The sequence below is a fragment of the Peribacillus sp. SRI_006 genome, from assembly GCF_057586375.1.
Genome location: NZ_JBYCZT010000006.1, coordinates 141,143 through 156,869, shown reverse-complemented (window position 1 = coordinate 156,869; position 15,727 = coordinate 141,143). Strand labels below are relative to the sequence as shown.

The following is a 15,727-nucleotide window of genomic DNA, read 5'->3' as shown; positions in this document are numbered from 1 at the left end:
AAGATGTACATATGGAGGGTTAATTATGACAACAACACCAAAAGAACTTCGTTACACTAAAGAACATGAATGGGTCAAAACGGAAGATGGAACAGTGCGCATTGGAATTACGGCATTCGCACAGTCCGAGCTAGGGGACATCGTATTCGTTGAGCTTCCGGAAATCGGCGATGAATTGAAAGCGAACGAACCATTTGGAAGCGTTGAATCCGTTAAGACCGTTTCTGAGCTTTATGCACCTATCAGTGGCAAGGTTGTTGAAGTGAACGAAGATTTAAGTGACAACCCTGAATATGTAAATGAGTCCCCTTATGAAAAGGCATGGATGGTCGTGCTTGAACCATCTAATAGCAGTGATATTGAAAACTTGATGAGCGCTGAAGAGTATGAGAGTTTAATCAACGGTTAAAAAAGAAAGGAGAGGGGGGACTGAAAAGGCCTGCTCTCTTTTTCATTTGTACAGTGGGTGAGTTGCGCACATAATTCGTGAGATGGAGTGATGACATGGAGTGGGGCGAATTCGATAAAGTGATCATTGTAGAAGGCAGTTCCGATAAAAGAAAAGTTGCCTCCGTTTTAAATGAAGATGTGGAAATAAGATGTACGAATGGGACCATATCATTAACTAAGCTGGATGAATTAGTGGATGAATTGATGGACCGTGATGTTTATCTCCTTTTTGACGCAGATGAATCAGGAGAAAAGCTGCGGAAGCAGTTCCGAAGGGAAATGCCGGAAGCGAACCACCTGTATATTAATAAAATGTACAAAGAAGTGGAGAGCTCACCCGAACATCATATCGCAACTGTGCTCCTATCTGCCAATATGAATGTGAAAATGAAATTTTTAAGTCAAAGGGTGAACGACTAATTGATGCAAGAATGGAAAGAAGAAGAGTGTAAGCTTGCTGTTGAAAAAGGTGAAACCTTTTGCTTATATTTATATACACCTTTATGCGGAACCTGTCAGGTGGCCTCCAAGATGCTGACGATATCCTTGGAGCTTTTCCCCGAATTGAAGGCAGGCAAAATGAATATGAACTATATCCAAGCAATTGCCGAATCATATGAAATCGAAAGTGTTCCTTGCTTATTGCTTTTCAAAGAAGGGCAGCTGCACAAAAAAATATATGCCTTTCAATCCGTTCCTTATTTGTACGGATTGCTTAAGGAAATCAGTTAGGAAACCAATCAGAACCGCGGTTGGTTTTCTTTGTTGCTGACATTTGAATGAGGGCAGGAAATAAACAAAGAATATTCTAACAATTCATTGACTGATTTAATCTAAAATGCTATATTTTGAATTAAGTAATGGCAGAATTTAATAGTTCTTATCAAGAGTGGCGGAGGGACTGGCCCGACGAAGCCCGGCAACCGGTATAAATTTTTATATACGGTGCTAATTCCAGCAGAGTGTTGGCTCTGGTAGATGAGGTGTGTTCTTGAAACCTCTTCTTATTGAAGTGGTTTTTTTGTTTATAAAAAGCCAGATTTCATATAAATCCAACTAAATCCATAGAAAAAGGTGAAATTAAATGTCAGAGAAAAAGTTGCGTTTTGAAACATTGAGTGTTCATGGCGGTCTGCAAGCTGATGAAACAGGTGTCCGTGCCGTTCCTATCTACCAAAGCAATGCATACTTGTTCAAGGACACCGACCATGCAGCAAATTTATTTGGCCTGAAGGAGAATGGCTATATATATTCACGGCTTCATAATCCCACGGTCAGCGTTTTTGAGGAAAGAATGGCCTTATTGGAAGGCGGTATCGGCGGATTGGCAACGGCAAGCGGAATGGCTGCCATCTCACTTTCAATCCTGAATATTGCTGCTGCAGGGGATGAGATTGTTTCAGCCTCTACATTATATGGCGGTACGTATAACCTTTTCGAAAACACTCTTCCTAAATATGGGATCAAAGTGAAGTTCGTTTCTCCCGATGACCCTGAGAATTTCAAAAGGGCGATTACACCAAGAACTAAAGCCATTTTTGCTGAAACGATCGGAAATCCAAGTTTGAGGGTGCTCGATATTGAAGCGGTAGCGGAAATCGCCCACGAAGCCGGCATACCTTTAATCATTGATAATACCTTCGCGACACCGTATCTTTGCAGACCCATTGATTTTGGAGCGGATATTGTCATCCATTCCGCTACAAAATGGCTTCTTGGAAATGGAACGACGCTAGGCGGTGTCATCGTGGATGGAGGTAAATTCGATTGGAACTCGCCGAACTATCCTGGCTTCACGGAGCCTGACCCAAGTTACGACGGTCTGGTATACGCCGAGGCAGTTGGCCCTGCCGCATTCATAACGAAAGCCCGGGTCCAGTTACTACGTGATTTGGGCCCTGCGCTAAGTGCCCAAAGTGCATTCCAGTTCACGCTTGGACTTGAAACGCTGCATGTAAGGATGAAAGAGCATCTATCAAACACCAAGTCTGTCATCCAATATTTAAAAAACCATCCTGCCGTGACCTGGGTTTCACATCCTGGTGATGAGGATCATCCCGATAAAGCCCTTGCGGATAAATATTTGCCAAAGGGAGCTGGATCTGTCGTCACATTTGGGATTCAAGGTAATCGCGAAGCTGGGGCAAAACTTATCAATTCGGTGGAATTATGGTCCCATGTGGCGAATGTAGGGGATGCGAAGAGCTTGATCATCCACCCAGCAAGTACGACCCATCAACAATTGAATGAGGCGGGTCTTGCGAAAGCGGGTGTAAGTGCCGATCAAGTCCGTTTATCGATTGGGATTGAAAATGTAGACGACTTAATAGAAGATTTGGAGCAGGCAATTGAAAAGGCGACGAACATCGTCTCCTTGACTTCCAAAACGCTTTAAGCAAAGTTCCTGTTCATTCTTGTACTAGAAATAATATACATTGCGCTCCTTTTTTATCTATGATAAAATTTCTCCATACTAAAGAACTTAATGATGTACAAATATTCTATATATTAGCTCTTATCAAGAGAGGTGGAGGGATGTGCCCGATGAAACCCGGCAACCGACAAGGAGATTTCCTTGGAAAGGTGCCAATTCACACAAAGTTTAATCACTTTGGAAGATGAGAGGAAGGCCTGTTTCTTCACCTGCCTTTCTGCTCATGCAGAAAGGTTTTTTCTATTTTAATTGGGAAAACTTTTACATGATAGGAGAAACAGACTAATAATGTAGAGAAATCAACTAAGTTCATAGGTTTTATTGGATAAAAGAGGTGAGGGTTAATGATTACATTGACGAAAGTCAGTAAGCTGTTCCGAACAGGAAAAGGAAACAGTGAGACGATCAAGGCTGTAAATAATGTGAATGTTGAAATAAATAAAGGCGAGATTTTCGGGATCATCGGTTACAGTGGAGCGGGGAAAAGTACTTTGATCAGAATGCTCAATGGATTGGAAACACCGACAGAGGGATCCGTTGTGGTGGCTGAAAAGGAAATTTCAAAAATTAAAGGGGCTCAGCTCCGTAAGGCCCGTCAAGAAATCAGCATGATTTTCCAGCATTTCAATCTATTATGGTCAAGGACCGTTCAGGAGAATATATCTTTCCCGTTGGAAATTGCAGGTATTTCTAAACCTGAACGCACCAAGCGTGTGAACGAATTGATCAAGTTAGTCGGACTTGAAGGCAGGGAAAAGGCCTATCCTTCGCAATTAAGCGGAGGGCAAAAGCAAAGGGTGGGAATAGCCAGGGCTCTGGCAAATGACCCTAAAGTGCTGCTGTGTGATGAAGCGACTTCTGCTTTGGATCCGCAGACTACCGACTCCATACTCGAATTGCTTGTTGACATCAATCAGCGTTTGGGATTGACGATCGTCTTGATTACGCATGAAATGCATGTAATACGTAAAATCTGCCATCGCGTCGCCGTGATGGAAAGCGGGCAGGTTGTTGAACAGGGTCCTGTCCTGGATGTCTTCAAGAATCCTAAAGAACAAATGACGAAGCGTTTCGTGCAACAGGTAACGGAACCGGAAGAAACGAAAGAAACGATGGACCATTTGCTCGAACGCTATCCAGCAGGCAAAGTGATTCAATTGACCTTTGTAGGTGATCATGCAGAAAGCCCATTGATCACCAAGCTTGTACGTAACTTCGAGTTGGATGTCAATATCGTTCAAGGTAAGATATCCCAAACAAGAAGCGGTTCATATGGAACATTGTTTATCCATCTAGATGGCAAAGAGGATGAAATGCTCCGCGCAATCGAATTCATTAAAGCACAGCAGGTAGGCGTGGAGGTGATTACTCATGCTTGAAGAATTATTGCCGAATGTTGATTGGGAAGACATCATTGAAGCTACGAAAGAAACGCTTTACATGACAAGCGTCTCTGTAGTGGCAACCTTTTTTATAGGCATAATACTAGGATTGATCCTTTTCCTGACAGGGAAGGGTAATATGTGGCAAAACCGGGCTGTTAACGGAGTCATGAGTGCTGTCGTCAATATATTCCGTTCCATTCCATTTCTTATTTTGATCGTGCTGCTCATTCCTTTCACTAAAGCGCTTGTCGGTTCCATGATCGGTGAGAACGCTGCACTGCCGGCACTTATTATCGGTGCTGCCCCATTTTATGCGCGTATGGTTGAAATCGGCCTTCGTGAAATCGATAAAGGTGTAATTGAAGCCGCTAAATCGATGGGGGCAAAAACGAGCACGATCATTTGGAAGGTCCTTCTTCCAGAGTCGATGCCTGCCCTTATTTCCGGGATTACGGTAACATCGATTGCATTGGTTGGATATACCGCAATGGCCGGGGTCATCGGCGCTGGCGGGCTTGGTAACCTAGCCTATTTGGACGGCTATCAAAGAAATCAAAATGACGTTACGCTTGTAGCGACAATCGTTATTCTAATTATCGTCTTCATAATTCAAATTATTGGAGATGTGATTACATCTAAATTGGACAAAAGATAAAGGGAGATGAATAGGATGAAAAAGTTTTTAGGATTTGCATTAATCTTAGTGTTATCTATCGCTTTGGCTGCTTGTGGAAGTGAAAAGGATAAAAGCGGCAGCGATACGGATAAAGAATCGAAGAAAATAGTTGTAGGGGCATCCAATGTTCCTCATGCAGAAATCCTTGAGAAAGCTAAACCGCTTCTTAAAGAAAAAGGAATCGATTTGGAAATTGAAACGTTCCAGGACTATGTTTTACCGAATAAGGCGTTGAATGATAAGGAATTGGATGCTAACTACTTTCAACACATTCCATATTTAGAGGGGCAAATTAAAGAAAATGGATATGACTTCGTCAATGCTGGCGGAATCCATATCGAGCCGATTGCTCTATATTCACAAAAATATAAAAGCATTGATAAACTTCCGGAAGGCGCAACAATTATTATGAGCAGCTCTGTTGCTGATCATGGACGCGCTTTATCCCTTTTGGAAAAGAATGGCCTGATCACTTTGAAAGAAGGCATCGATAAAACGACGGCTACAACGAAAGACATCGTTGAAAATAAGAAAAACCTTAAATTCGATGCCGATTATGAAGCGGCCCTGCTTCCTAAAATTTATGAGAGCGGCGAAGGCGATGCAGTCTTGATCAACTCCAACTATGCAATTGACGCCGGTTTGAATCCGCTTAAAGATTCGATTGCGATTGAAGATTCCGAATCACCTTATGTGAATGTCATTGCCGTAAACAAAGGTGACGAAAATAAAGAAGCAATCAAAGCGCTTGTAGAAGTATTGCATTCTAAAAAAATTCAAGATTTCATTCTTAAAGAATACAAAGGTGCAGTTGTACCGGCGGATAAATAATTCGAGAATGGCGACCTGATTTAATTCAGGTCGCAGTTTAAAAAGGTTTCGGAATGGTCTCATTCCGAAACCTTTTTTTTATTGGATTTGAATCATAATAGGCCTCTATATTTGTTATTGAGTTTTCCGATGGGCAGGGATAACAACCAAAACGCTCATATTACTCATAGCCATGGTTGCGGAATCTGCGTCAACAGCTTCAGGTTTTATTCATGTATGCTTCAGCAGACAGTAACGGATTTGTGTTGGGACGATAGTAACACCCGGAAATACTCGATTAAGAGCCTCTGATTGAACAAATGATTAAAGCTGCCGAACTTAGAGAAGTGAAGCACATTATCACGGAAATCCTAACCGGCATTGAACGGAATATAGAAAGTAGGTGAAAGTGATTCTATCTGATTGTGTAGTCATAGTGGATTGGAGCGGGTGTACGAGACTCCTGCGGGAAAAGCGAGTCAAGGGGAGACACCGCAGGCGCAAAAGCGCCGAGGAGGCTTCCGGACCGCCCGCGGAAAGCGAGTGCCTGAAGTGGAAAGTAACGTTCAAATTTTGAAAATCTAAAAATCTAAAAAACTGTATACAAACTAAAAATTATGAGCGACGCATTATGTAAAAGCTGAACGGACAAACCAGCTCGCTATAGTCTGCGGCTTAATTTTAATTCCTTTCATGTTTAATCAGGAAAGGAAAGGGTATAGAGATAATGAAGGTGAAAAAATGATACACAAATTTGAAAGGATGGTTCACTATCAATACTCTGGATTTAAATGTAACAAGCGAAATGGAAAAGGCGATGCAGTCTTCACATGGGATTGGCTACAGTGAGTACAGTAGAGACTTAGACCTCCGTATCGAGGTTGAGAAAGAACGGGATAGGGAACATGTAAAGTGCAACAAAATGGTCCAGGACCTACAACGCAAAATTCACGGCTAAGCATATAAAAGAATTCTTTAAAAGATCGGTCTGTAGAGGTAAAATGGAAAGTGGTCCATAAAATAAGGGTTTCCTTATTGGATAAACTTACATAATACCTGACAGTCCGATTTTTTTCTTTTTAAGCGGAACGTTCGTACCTTGCAATCGAATCCTTTGAACATATAGTAATAAGGACGAAGATTTGCCGAATAATAAGATAATTTTAACAAAAGCTAAAATAAGTATGAATATGCAGTAAACAGGCCATATCTGTTAGTATTGTAAGAATAGGACAGGTTTTTAACATGGCCGAAGTGGAAACCCCTATCTATTTAGTTGATTCCAAATTGGATTTGTTATAAAATTGGAATGAGAATAAAGTGAGAATGCTTTTACGGAAATTATAGTAATGAAAGTAATCTTTACTTTCTGGTAATAAAATTGGAATTAGTTCACGGAGGTATTATTATGTCAGCTTCTACATTAACGGTTAAAGATCTGCACGTATCAATTGAAGGCAAAGAGATTTTAAAAGGGGTAAACCTTGAAGTTAAAGGTGGGGAAATCCATGCGATCATGGGACCAAATGGAACTGGTAAATCAACTTTATCATCAGCAATCATGGGTCACCCTAAATATGAGGTAACTAGCGGAAGCATCACATTCGATGGTGAAGATGTATTGGAGATGGAAGTAGACGAGCGCGCTCGTGTCGGTCTATTCCTAGCTATGCAATATCCAAGTGAAATCAGCGGCGTTACAAATGCAGACTTCTTACGTTCTTCCATTAACGCACGCCGTGAAGAAGGCGATGAAATTTCATTGATGAAATTCATCCGTCAAATGGACCAAAAAATGGAATTCCTTGAAATGGATGAAGATATGGCGCAACGCTATTTAAATGAAGGTTTCTCAGGCGGAGAGAAAAAACGCAACGAGATTCTTCAATTAATGATGATCCAACCTAAAATTGCAATCTTGGATGAGATTGATTCAGGTCTAGATATCGATGCACTTAAAGTCGTTTCAAAAGGAATCAACGAAATGCGCGGAGAAGACTTTGGATGCTTGATCATCACTCACTACCAACGTCTACTAAATTACATCACTCCTGATTTTGTACATGTAATGATGCAAGGGCGTGTCGTAAAATCAGGCGGTCCTGAACTTGCTGCCCGCTTGGAAGCGGAAGGTTATGACTGGATTAAACAAGAATTGGGCATTGAAGACGAAACTGTTGGCGAAGAAGCGTAAGTAGGAGGATTTGCAATGACTACAGAAACGAAATTACCGTTTGAACAAGAGGATATAAGCTCCTATTCAACTAAAAATAATGATCCAGCTTGGCTATCCGAGCTTCGGATTCAAGCGTTTTCTGAATTAGAAAAGCTCCCGATGCCAAAGCCGGATAAAACGAAAATCGATAAATGGAATTTCACTTCTTTCCAAACTCATACGGTTGAGAGTGAAGCTTTTGCCTCTTTAGAGGAGCTTCCGGAAGAAATTAAGTCCATCATTGAAGAAAATGAAAACTTATACATCCAACGCAATAATACGCCGGCACATATCAATCTGTCAGCTAATGTGAAAGAACAAGGCGTCATTTTTACGGATATTTTATCAGCGGCTCGTGATCATGCTGAGCTCGTGCAAAAATATTTCATGAAAGACGGCGTTAAAATAGATGAGCATCGTTTAACGGCGCTTCATGCTGCATTGGTTAATGGGGGAGCATTCCTTTATGTTCCGAAAAATGTAGAAATCAAAGAGCCGATTCAATCGGTATTCCTTCTGGATAATCCGGATACTACACTTTTCAACCATGTCTTGATCGTAGCTGAAGATAATAGCTCTGTCACATATGTAGAGAACTATTTCTCAACCGTTGAGTCTAACGAAGGTGTTGCCAACATCGTAACTGAAGTATTTGCAAATGCGAATGCCAAGGTCCAATATGGTGCGGTCGATACCCTGTCAAAAGGCTTCACGACATATGTTAACCGCCGTGGAGTGGCAGGACGTGACGCACGTATTGAGTGGGCGCTTGGCCTGATGAACGACGGAAATACGATTTCGGATAATACAACATATCTAATGGGCGATGGCTCTCACGGTGATACAAAAACCGTTGTAGTCGGACGCGGGGAACAAAAGCAGAACTTCACGACAGCCATCATTCATTATGGCAAACGCTCTGAGGGTTATATCCTTAAGCACGGTGTCATGAAAGAATCCGCATCCTCCATTTTTAATGGCATTGGGAAAATAGAGTATGGTGCTACAAAGGCCAATGCTGAACAAGAGTCACGTGTATTGATGTTAAGTGAAAAAGCACGCGGAGACGCCAATCCGATCCTCTTGATCGATGAAGATGATGTAACGGCTGGTCATGCTGCTTCAGTCGGCCGTGTCGACCCGCTTCAACTGTATTATTTAATGAGCCGTGGTATTACAAAGAAAGAAGCAGAAAGACTTGTCATTCACGGATTCTTGGCCCCTGTTGTTAACGAGCTTCCAATTGAGGGAGTCAAAAAACAATTAGTAGCGGTCATTGAAAGGAAAGTACAGTAATGAACCCATACGAAATTCGTAAGCTTTTTCCAATATTAGATCAAGAAGTCAATGGTCAGCCATTAGTTTATTTAGATAGTGCTGCAACCTCTCAAAAACCGGCTGCAGTGATTGAAGCGATTGAGCAATATTACCGCGGCTATAACTCGAATGTTCACCGCGGAGTGCATACACTAGGAACAAAAGCTACGGATGCGTATGAAGGTGCTCGTGAAAAGGTACGTAAATTCATTAATGCTTCTTCTACAGAAGAAATCATCTTTACCAGAGGCACAACGACTGCTTTAAATACTGTAGCAAGAAGTTACGGTGGTGCAAATATTAAAGAGGGTGACGAAATCGTCATCTCTTACATGGAGCATCACAGTAATATCATTCCGTGGCAGCAGCTTGCCAAAGAAAAAGGCGCTGTATTGAAGTATATTCCGCTTCAGGAGGATGGCACGATTTCCGTTGACGATGCGAGGGCTACAATTACGGAAGCAACGAAAATCGTGTCCATCATGCAGGTTTCGAATGTGCTTGGTGTTATCAATCCTGTGAAGGAAATCGCCCAAATTGCCCATGATCACAATGCTGTAATGGTAGTCGATGGGGCACAAAGCACGCCGCATCTAAAAGTGGATGTCCGTGATTTGGATTGTGATTTCTTTGCCTTCTCAGGTCATAAAATGGTCGGTCCAACAGGCATCGGCGCATTATATGGCAAGAAAGATCTTCTGGAAAAAATGGAACCGATCGAATTCGGCGGAGAGATGATTGATTTTGTAGGTTTGTATGAGTCTACTTGGAAAGAACTCCCGTGGAAATTCGAAGGCGGTACCCCAATCATCGCCGGCGCCATCGGCATGGGGGCTGCCATTGATTTCTTGGAGGAAATCGGTTTGGATAATATTGAACGGCATGAACATAAGCTCGCCGCTTATGCAATGGAGAAAATGTCAGCAGTTGAAGGGCTGACCATTTACGGTCCTAAAGATGCAGAAAAGCGTGCTGGTGTAATAACCTTTAATATTGATGACGTACATCCACATGATGTCGCTACCGTTCTTGATGCAGATGGAATTGCTGTCCGTGCCGGTCACCACTGCGCACAGCCATTAATGAAATGGCTTGACGTATCAGCGACAGCAAGAGCAAGTTTCTATCTATATAACACGGAAGAAGATATTGATAAGCTTGTGTCCGGGCTTGTTAAAACGAAGGAGTATTTCAGTAATGTCTTTTGATAACCTTGATACACTTTACCGTCAAGTCATTATGGATCACTATAAGAAACCTCGTAATAAGGGCATGCTAGAAGATGGAAGCATGACAATCGATATGAATAATCCAACTTGCGGCGATCGGATTCGTTTAACGATGAAGATTGAAGACGGCAAGGTCAGCGATGTTAAATTCGATGGTGATGGTTGTTCGATATCGATGAGTTCGGCTTCCATGATGACGCAAGCCATTAAGGGCAAAGACGTTGATACTGCCCTAGCGATGTCCGAGACTTTTTCCTTAATGATTCAGGGAAAAGAATACGACGATGAGATGGACCTTGGGGATATTGAAGCCCTTCAGGGTGTTTCTAAATTCCCTGCCCGAATCAAGTGTGCTACCCTAGCTTGGAAAGCCATGGAAAAGGGATTGAAGGAATAATTAAATTAAAATGAGCTGTTGTAATTCAGCCATTTGAAATGGAGGAATACGAGCTATGGCAAAGAAAATGCCTGATATCGGCGATTATAAATATGGCTTTGCGGATAAAGATGTTTCCATCTTCCGTTCAAAGCGTGGTCTGACAAAAGAAATCGTGGAAGAAATTTCTCGAATGAAGGATGAACCGCAATGGATGCTTGATTTCCGTTTGAAATCATTGGAGCATTTTTACAACATGCCAATGCCTCAATGGGGCGGCGACATGCAGAGCCTGAACTTCGATGAAATCACATACTATGTTAAGCCATCAGAGAAATCAGAGAAGTCTTGGGATGAAGTTCCTGATGAAATCAAACAGACTTTTGATAAATTGGGAATTCCTGAAGCCGAACAAAAATACCTTGCCGGTGTATCTGCCCAATATGAATCTGAAGTGGTTTACCATAGCATGAAAGTAGAATTGGAAGACTTGGGTATCGTGTTTAAAGATACGGACTCAGCACTTCGTGAAAATGAAGATATCTTCCGTGAGCATTTCGGGAAAACGATCCCGCCTACTGACAATAAATTCTCTGCATTGAACTCGGCAGTTTGGTCAGGTGGATCATTCATCTATGTACCAAAAGGCGTTAAAGTGGATACTCCGCTTCAAGCATATTTCCGGATCAACTCTGAAAACATGGGGCAATTCGAACGTACGCTAATCATTGTTGATGAAGGCGCATCCGTTCACTATGTAGAAGGTTGTACAGCTCCTGTGTATACAACTAACTCCCTTCATAGTGCGGTTGTTGAGATTGTCATCAAGAAAGATGCTTACTGCCGTTACACGACGATCCAAAACTGGGCCAACAACGTGTTTAACCTGGTTACGAAACGTGCGGTTTGTGACGCTAATGCAACAATGGAATGGATTGATGGTAATATCGGTTCGAAATTGACAATGAAATATCCTGCTGTCATCTTAAAAGGTGAAGGCGCTCGCGGTATGACATTATCGATTGCCATTGCAGGTAAAGGCCAACACCAAGATGCGGGTGCGAAAATGATTCACCTAGCGCCAAATACATCTTCAACGATTGTATCTAAATCAATTTCTAAACAGGGCGGTAAAGTAACATACCGTGGTATCGTTCATTTTGGACGTAAAGCGGATGGAGCTCGTTCCAACATTGAATGTGATACATTAATCATGGATAATCAGTCTACATCTGATACGATCCCTTACAATGAAATCTTGAATGATAATATTTCCCTTGAACACGAAGCGAAGGTTTCCAAAGTATCTGAAGAACAATTGTTCTACTTGATGAGCCGAGGAATTTCTGAGCAAGAAGCAACGGAAATGATCGTAATGGGCTTCATCGAACCATTTACAAAAGAACTTCCAATGGAATATGCGGTTGAAATGAACCGTCTGATCAAGTTCGAAATGGAAGGCTCCATCGGATAATAACCGACTGGCCTGCCTGTAAGGCGATTTAGAATAATCATTCATACAAAAGCCTGCCGGGTTTGACTGGCAGGCTTTTTGTTTTGATATTTTGATATTCCACACCCTTATACGAAAGATTAGATATGGCTCAATGAGGGTAAAAAAATAAAAGAAGAAGTCAGGAAATGGTCCTGTCCCAAAGGAGTGGTGATGCAGATGATTTATGTTGGTGTGACCGGTTGGGGTGATCATGATAGTTTATATCATGGAGGTGTTTCCCAACGTGATAAACTCAAAGAGTACGGCGCTCATTTTCCCATTGTGGAGGTGGATGCTTCATTCTATGCAGTCCAGCCAAAGAGGAACAGTGAAAAGTGGGTATCCGAGACGCCAGCATCATTCCGGTTTGTCGTTAAAGCCTACCAAGGGATGACAGGACATCAACGTGGGGAAATCCCATTTGAAAGTAAGAAGGAGATGTTCAAGGCGTTTTGCGACTCACTGGAAGCATATCGGAAGTCCGGCAAGCTCGCGATGGTCTTATTTCAGTTTCCGCCATGGTTTGATTGTAAACGTGAAAATGTGAATTACCTGCGATGGTGCAAAGCTGAAATGGGCGATATCCCAGTTGCCATAGAGTTCCGGAATCAAAGCTGGTACAGGCCCAACGTAGTCCAGCAAACTTTGGATTTTATCGAAAAGGAAGGCTGGATCCATACTGTATGCGATGAGCCGCAGGCTGGTGAGGGATCCATTCCTGTCGTTCTGCATGCCACCGATAAAGATAAAACCCTGGTACGCTTTCATGGCCGTAACCTGCATGGTTGGCAAAGGCCTGCTTCGGGGGATAATTGGCGTGAGGTCAGGTACCTATATCGATATAATCATCAGGAATTGACTGAATGGGTGGAGAAAATCAGGGTATTGGAAAAGGAATCCAAGGAGTTATATGTCCTGTTCAATAATAACTCAGGCGGGGATGCAGCTGATAATGCCAAACAAATGATCGAGCTGCTTGGTATAGAATATGAAGGACTGGCTCCTAAGCAGCTTGGTTTGTTTTAAGAGGGATTATATAATGAATAATGAGATGATGTGACAAGCTAGTAGAGGTAATATCCTCACAAACAGGTAAAGGCGGATTTTTTCATGGTATGGTTAGTATTAGTGGGTATTGGATTATTAGCGGGATCAATCGGCGCTCTTGTCGGTCTGGGAGGCGGCATCATCATTGTGCCTTCCCTTTTATATTTAGGAACATCTACAAATATTATCGATGAGCTGACTCCACAGGTCGCCGTTGGTGTTTCAACCGTAATCATGATTTTTACCGGCTTATCTTCCACTCTATCTTATTTAAAACATAAGGTGGTGGATTATAAGGCCGGCTTAATCTTTTTTATTGGCGGTGCACCTGGGGGAATAATGGGGGCCCATGTGAATAAAAACCTTAACGCCGAAGCTTTTTCATTGTACTTTGGAATTTTCATGGTTTTCATGGCCATCGTGTTATTAGTGAAAAATCATTTGAAGCCCATGCTTTTCAAGCCTGGAAAAGGGAAAATAGTGAAAACGTATAAAACCGAAAATGGACATTCATTTTCCTATGGTTACCACCCCCTGTTAGCTGTATTTATTTCTTTTGTCGTGGGATTCAGCTCCGGGTTATTTGGAATTGGCGGCGGAGCCTTAATGGTACCCGTCATGATGCTTCTTTTCTTCTTTCCTCCGCATATGGCTGTAGCGACTTCGATGTTCATGGTATTCCTATCTTCCATCACTAATTCGATTACGCATATTTCCCTTGGAAATGTAAATTGGCCATATGCTTTTGCCCTGATTCCGGGTGCGTGGTTCGGTGCTAAATTGGGCGCATTCATAAATACGCGCCTAAAGAGTGCGTCGCTGGAGAATATGTTGAAAATAGTGCTGATAATCATTGGTTTACGTCTTATATACCAAGGCATTACAGGATAAACGAGGAGGAAAAATGATGTCAGAAATCATTCATTTATATCACACCAATGATCTCCATAGTCATTTTGAGAATTGGCCTCGTATTGATAAGTTTCTTAAAGAAAGAAGACAACTTCATCAAGAAACGGGAGAAGAAGCGATCATACTGGATATAGGCGATCATGTGGACCGCTGGCATCCATATACAGAAGGTACGTTGGGTAAAGGAAATATTGAACTGCTTAATGAAGCGGGCTACCAATATGTGACCATCGGCAATAATGAAGGGATCACTTTACCTCATGATGCATTGGATTCCTTATATGATCATGCAAGGTTCAAGGTCTTGGCAGCCAATATTTATTACGGTGATAATGAAAGGCCGGAATGGGCGCTTCCATTTTGGATACATACAACGGCAAAAGGCACCAAAATCGCGATGATAGGTTTGACAGCCTTTTTTCAAAAGTTTTATTCTGCGATGGGCTGGGAAATAACGGAACCATTCATGGAGTTAAAGGCGCAGCTCGAAAGGGTCAAAACAGAGGCGGATGTAATCATCATCCTTTCCCACCTGGGCATCCACGATGATGAGAGGATGGCAAGGGACTTTCCGGAGATTGACATTATACTTGGCGCGCATACCCACCACATCCTCCACCAAGGTAAATTGATCAATGATACACTCCTTTGCGGGGCAGGGAAATATGGTTTTTTTGTTGGACAGGTGGAAATGACCATCAATCCGGAAAAGAAAATTAGCCAGAAGAGAGCCATTCTTTATGATACCAATGACTTTTTGGAATTGGAGAATGAACGGTCATGGATTGAAGAAATATACCAGGCCGGAGGAAAAACGCTAAAACAGGTTGCTGTGGATTTACCGATGGCACTGGATAATGATTGGTTCAAACGAAGTCCTTTGACGGAAATCCTTGTGGAGGCCCTAAGGGAGTGGAGTCAGGCGGATTGTTCCTTTTTGAATGCAGGTCTTCTGCTCGAGGGGCTTCCGAAGGGATCTGTCACAAAAGGGGATATTCACAGAATCTGCCCACATCCCATCAATCCTTGCGTCGTTGAAGTAGATGGGAATGAGTTAAAGGAAATCTTGATGCAATCGAGAAATGAAGAGTGGCCTCATATTCAGGTGAAAGGTTTTGGTTTTCGCGGAAAAATCATGGGAGTCATGCATTATGATCAAATTGAATTTAACGAAATGGAGAATGGAATCGTAAAAGGGATCCTTATAAAAGGAGAGAAACTGCAGGCGGATAAGTCCTATAAATTGGCAATACCTGATATGTTCACGTTCGGGCACTTCTTTCCAAGTATCCATCGCTCCAATCGCAAGGAATACTTACTGCCGGAATTCTTACGGGATATCCTTTTATGGAAGCTGAAAAAAATATACACTAACCCCTGA

Annotated in this window: 16 protein-coding genes and 2 riboswitches; all 16 genes read left to right on the top strand. The window is 42.2% G+C overall.

Annotated elements, in window-relative coordinates; translation table 11 throughout:
- Window positions 1-25 precede the first annotated feature (25 nt).
- Window positions 26-409, top strand: coding sequence for a glycine cleavage system protein GcvH (gcvH, locus tag AC2YHV_RS10470; protein WP_034310122.1), 384 nt, complete (start codon window positions 26-28; stop codon window positions 407-409).
- A 95-nt stretch (window positions 410-504) separates the two neighbouring features.
- The gene (locus tag AC2YHV_RS10465; RefSeq protein ID WP_057278065.1) at window positions 505-870 is read left to right on the top strand and encodes a toprim domain-containing protein; all 366 of its coding nucleotides are present in this window, start codon (window positions 505-507) and stop codon (window positions 868-870) included.
- Between the two features lie 3 nt (window positions 871-873).
- A complete protein-coding gene (locus AC2YHV_RS10460) occupies window positions 874-1,182 on the top strand; it encodes a thioredoxin family protein (RefSeq protein WP_440439140.1) in 309 nt (102 codons plus the stop codon).
- Window positions 1,183-1,327: 145 nt separating this feature from the next.
- Window positions 1,328-1,435, top strand: a riboswitch (SAM riboswitch).
- A gap of 99 nt (window positions 1,436-1,534) precedes the next feature.
- The gene (locus AC2YHV_RS10455) at window positions 1,535-2,845 is read left to right on the top strand and encodes an O-acetylhomoserine aminocarboxypropyltransferase/cysteine synthase family protein (RefSeq protein WP_170946934.1); all 1,311 of its coding nucleotides are present in this window, start codon (window positions 1,535-1,537) and stop codon (window positions 2,843-2,845) included.
- 117 nt (window positions 2,846-2,962) lie between these two features.
- A riboswitch (SAM riboswitch) is annotated at window positions 2,963-3,075 on the top strand.
- A gap of 153 nt (window positions 3,076-3,228) precedes the next feature.
- Entirely contained in the window at window positions 3,229-4,263 is a 1,035-nt protein-coding gene (locus tag AC2YHV_RS10450; RefSeq protein WP_268936074.1) for a methionine ABC transporter ATP-binding protein, read from the top strand.
- Window positions 4,256-4,924 carry a methionine ABC transporter permease gene (locus AC2YHV_RS10445; RefSeq protein ID WP_034310130.1) on the top strand — a complete coding sequence of 223 codons (669 nt, stop codon included), beginning with the start codon at window positions 4,256-4,258 and terminating at the stop codon, window positions 4,922-4,924. Before AC2YHV_RS10450 ends, AC2YHV_RS10445 begins: the two co-directional genes overlap by 8 nt.
- A gap of 15 nt (window positions 4,925-4,939) precedes the next feature.
- On the top strand, window positions 4,940-5,776 hold the full coding sequence (locus AC2YHV_RS10440; protein WP_487373155.1) for a MetQ/NlpA family ABC transporter substrate-binding protein: 837 nt from the start codon (window positions 4,940-4,942) through the stop codon (window positions 5,774-5,776).
- 784 nt (window positions 5,777-6,560) lie between these two features.
- The gene (locus tag AC2YHV_RS10435) at window positions 6,561-6,713 is read left to right on the top strand and encodes a YuzK family famiily protein (protein WP_474001829.1); all 153 of its coding nucleotides are present in this window, start codon (window positions 6,561-6,563) and stop codon (window positions 6,711-6,713) included.
- A 450-nt stretch (window positions 6,714-7,163) separates the two neighbouring features.
- Window positions 7,164-7,949, top strand: coding sequence for a Fe-S cluster assembly ATPase SufC (sufC, locus tag AC2YHV_RS10430; protein ID WP_034310141.1), 786 nt, complete (start codon window positions 7,164-7,166; stop codon window positions 7,947-7,949).
- Window positions 7,950-7,964: 15 nt separating this feature from the next.
- Window positions 7,965-9,266, top strand: coding sequence for a Fe-S cluster assembly protein SufD (gene sufD, locus AC2YHV_RS10425; protein ID WP_034310144.1), 1,302 nt, complete (start codon window positions 7,965-7,967; stop codon window positions 9,264-9,266).
- Window positions 9,266-10,495, top strand: coding sequence for a cysteine desulfurase (locus AC2YHV_RS10420; RefSeq protein ID WP_048688225.1), 1,230 nt, complete (start codon window positions 9,266-9,268; stop codon window positions 10,493-10,495). Before sufD ends, AC2YHV_RS10420 begins: the two co-directional genes overlap by 1 nt.
- Complete coding sequence (sufU, locus tag AC2YHV_RS10415) at window positions 10,485-10,913, top strand: Fe-S cluster assembly sulfur transfer protein SufU (protein WP_034310148.1); 429 nt, start codon at window positions 10,485-10,487, stop codon at window positions 10,911-10,913. The genes AC2YHV_RS10420 and sufU overlap by 11 nt, the downstream gene beginning before the upstream one ends.
- 55 nt (window positions 10,914-10,968) lie before the next feature.
- Window positions 10,969-12,366 (top strand): Fe-S cluster assembly protein SufB, encoded by a 1,398-nt coding sequence (gene sufB, locus AC2YHV_RS10410; RefSeq protein ID WP_053536753.1) that lies wholly within the window; start codon window positions 10,969-10,971, stop codon window positions 12,364-12,366.
- A gap of 198 nt (window positions 12,367-12,564) precedes the next feature.
- Window positions 12,565-13,413: a DUF72 domain-containing protein gene (locus AC2YHV_RS10405; protein ID WP_063574749.1), complete on the top strand. Its 849-nt coding sequence runs from the start codon at window positions 12,565-12,567 to the stop codon at window positions 13,411-13,413.
- Window positions 13,414-13,497: 84 nt separating this feature from the next.
- Window positions 13,498-14,325: a sulfite exporter TauE/SafE family protein gene (locus AC2YHV_RS10400; protein WP_487373154.1), complete on the top strand. Its 828-nt coding sequence runs from the start codon at window positions 13,498-13,500 to the stop codon at window positions 14,323-14,325.
- Window positions 14,326-14,341: 16 nt separating this feature from the next.
- The gene (locus AC2YHV_RS10395) at window positions 14,342-15,727 is read left to right on the top strand and encodes a bifunctional metallophosphatase/5'-nucleotidase (RefSeq protein ID WP_413000768.1); all 1,386 of its coding nucleotides are present in this window, start codon (window positions 14,342-14,344) and stop codon (window positions 15,725-15,727) included.

Excerpts from the sequence above, each read along its gene's own strand:
- gcvH (WP_034310122.1), top strand. The coding sequence starts at position 26 with ATGACAACAACACCAAAAGAACTTCGTTACACTAAAGAACATGAATGG.
- AC2YHV_RS10465 (WP_057278065.1), top strand. The coding sequence starts at position 505 with ATGGAGTGGGGCGAATTCGATAAAGTGATCATTGTAGAAGGCAGTTCC.
- AC2YHV_RS10460 (WP_440439140.1), top strand. The coding sequence starts at position 874 with ATGCAAGAATGGAAAGAAGAAGAGTGTAAGCTTGCTGTTGAAAAAGGT.
- AC2YHV_RS10455 (WP_170946934.1), top strand. The coding sequence starts at position 1,535 with ATGTCAGAGAAAAAGTTGCGTTTTGAAACATTGAGTGTTCATGGCGGT.
- AC2YHV_RS10450 (WP_268936074.1), top strand. The coding sequence starts at position 3,229 with ATGATTACATTGACGAAAGTCAGTAAGCTGTTCCGAACAGGAAAAGGA.
- AC2YHV_RS10445 (WP_034310130.1), top strand. The coding sequence starts at position 4,256 with ATGCTTGAAGAATTATTGCCGAATGTTGATTGGGAAGACATCATTGAA.
- AC2YHV_RS10440 (WP_487373155.1), top strand. The coding sequence starts at position 4,940 with ATGAAAAAGTTTTTAGGATTTGCATTAATCTTAGTGTTATCTATCGCT.
- AC2YHV_RS10435 (WP_474001829.1), top strand. The coding sequence starts at position 6,561 with ATGGAAAAGGCGATGCAGTCTTCACATGGGATTGGCTACAGTGAGTAC.
- sufC (WP_034310141.1), top strand. The coding sequence starts at position 7,164 with ATGTCAGCTTCTACATTAACGGTTAAAGATCTGCACGTATCAATTGAA.
- sufD (WP_034310144.1), top strand. The coding sequence starts at position 7,965 with ATGACTACAGAAACGAAATTACCGTTTGAACAAGAGGATATAAGCTCC.
- AC2YHV_RS10420 (WP_048688225.1), top strand. The coding sequence starts at position 9,266 with ATGAACCCATACGAAATTCGTAAGCTTTTTCCAATATTAGATCAAGAA.
- sufU (WP_034310148.1), top strand. The coding sequence starts at position 10,485 with ATGTCTTTTGATAACCTTGATACACTTTACCGTCAAGTCATTATGGAT.
- sufB (WP_053536753.1), top strand. The coding sequence starts at position 10,969 with ATGGCAAAGAAAATGCCTGATATCGGCGATTATAAATATGGCTTTGCG.
- AC2YHV_RS10405 (WP_063574749.1), top strand. The coding sequence starts at position 12,565 with ATGATTTATGTTGGTGTGACCGGTTGGGGTGATCATGATAGTTTATAT.
- AC2YHV_RS10400 (WP_487373154.1), top strand. The coding sequence starts at position 13,498 with ATGGTATGGTTAGTATTAGTGGGTATTGGATTATTAGCGGGATCAATC.
- AC2YHV_RS10395 (WP_413000768.1), top strand. The coding sequence starts at position 14,342 with ATGTCAGAAATCATTCATTTATATCACACCAATGATCTCCATAGTCAT.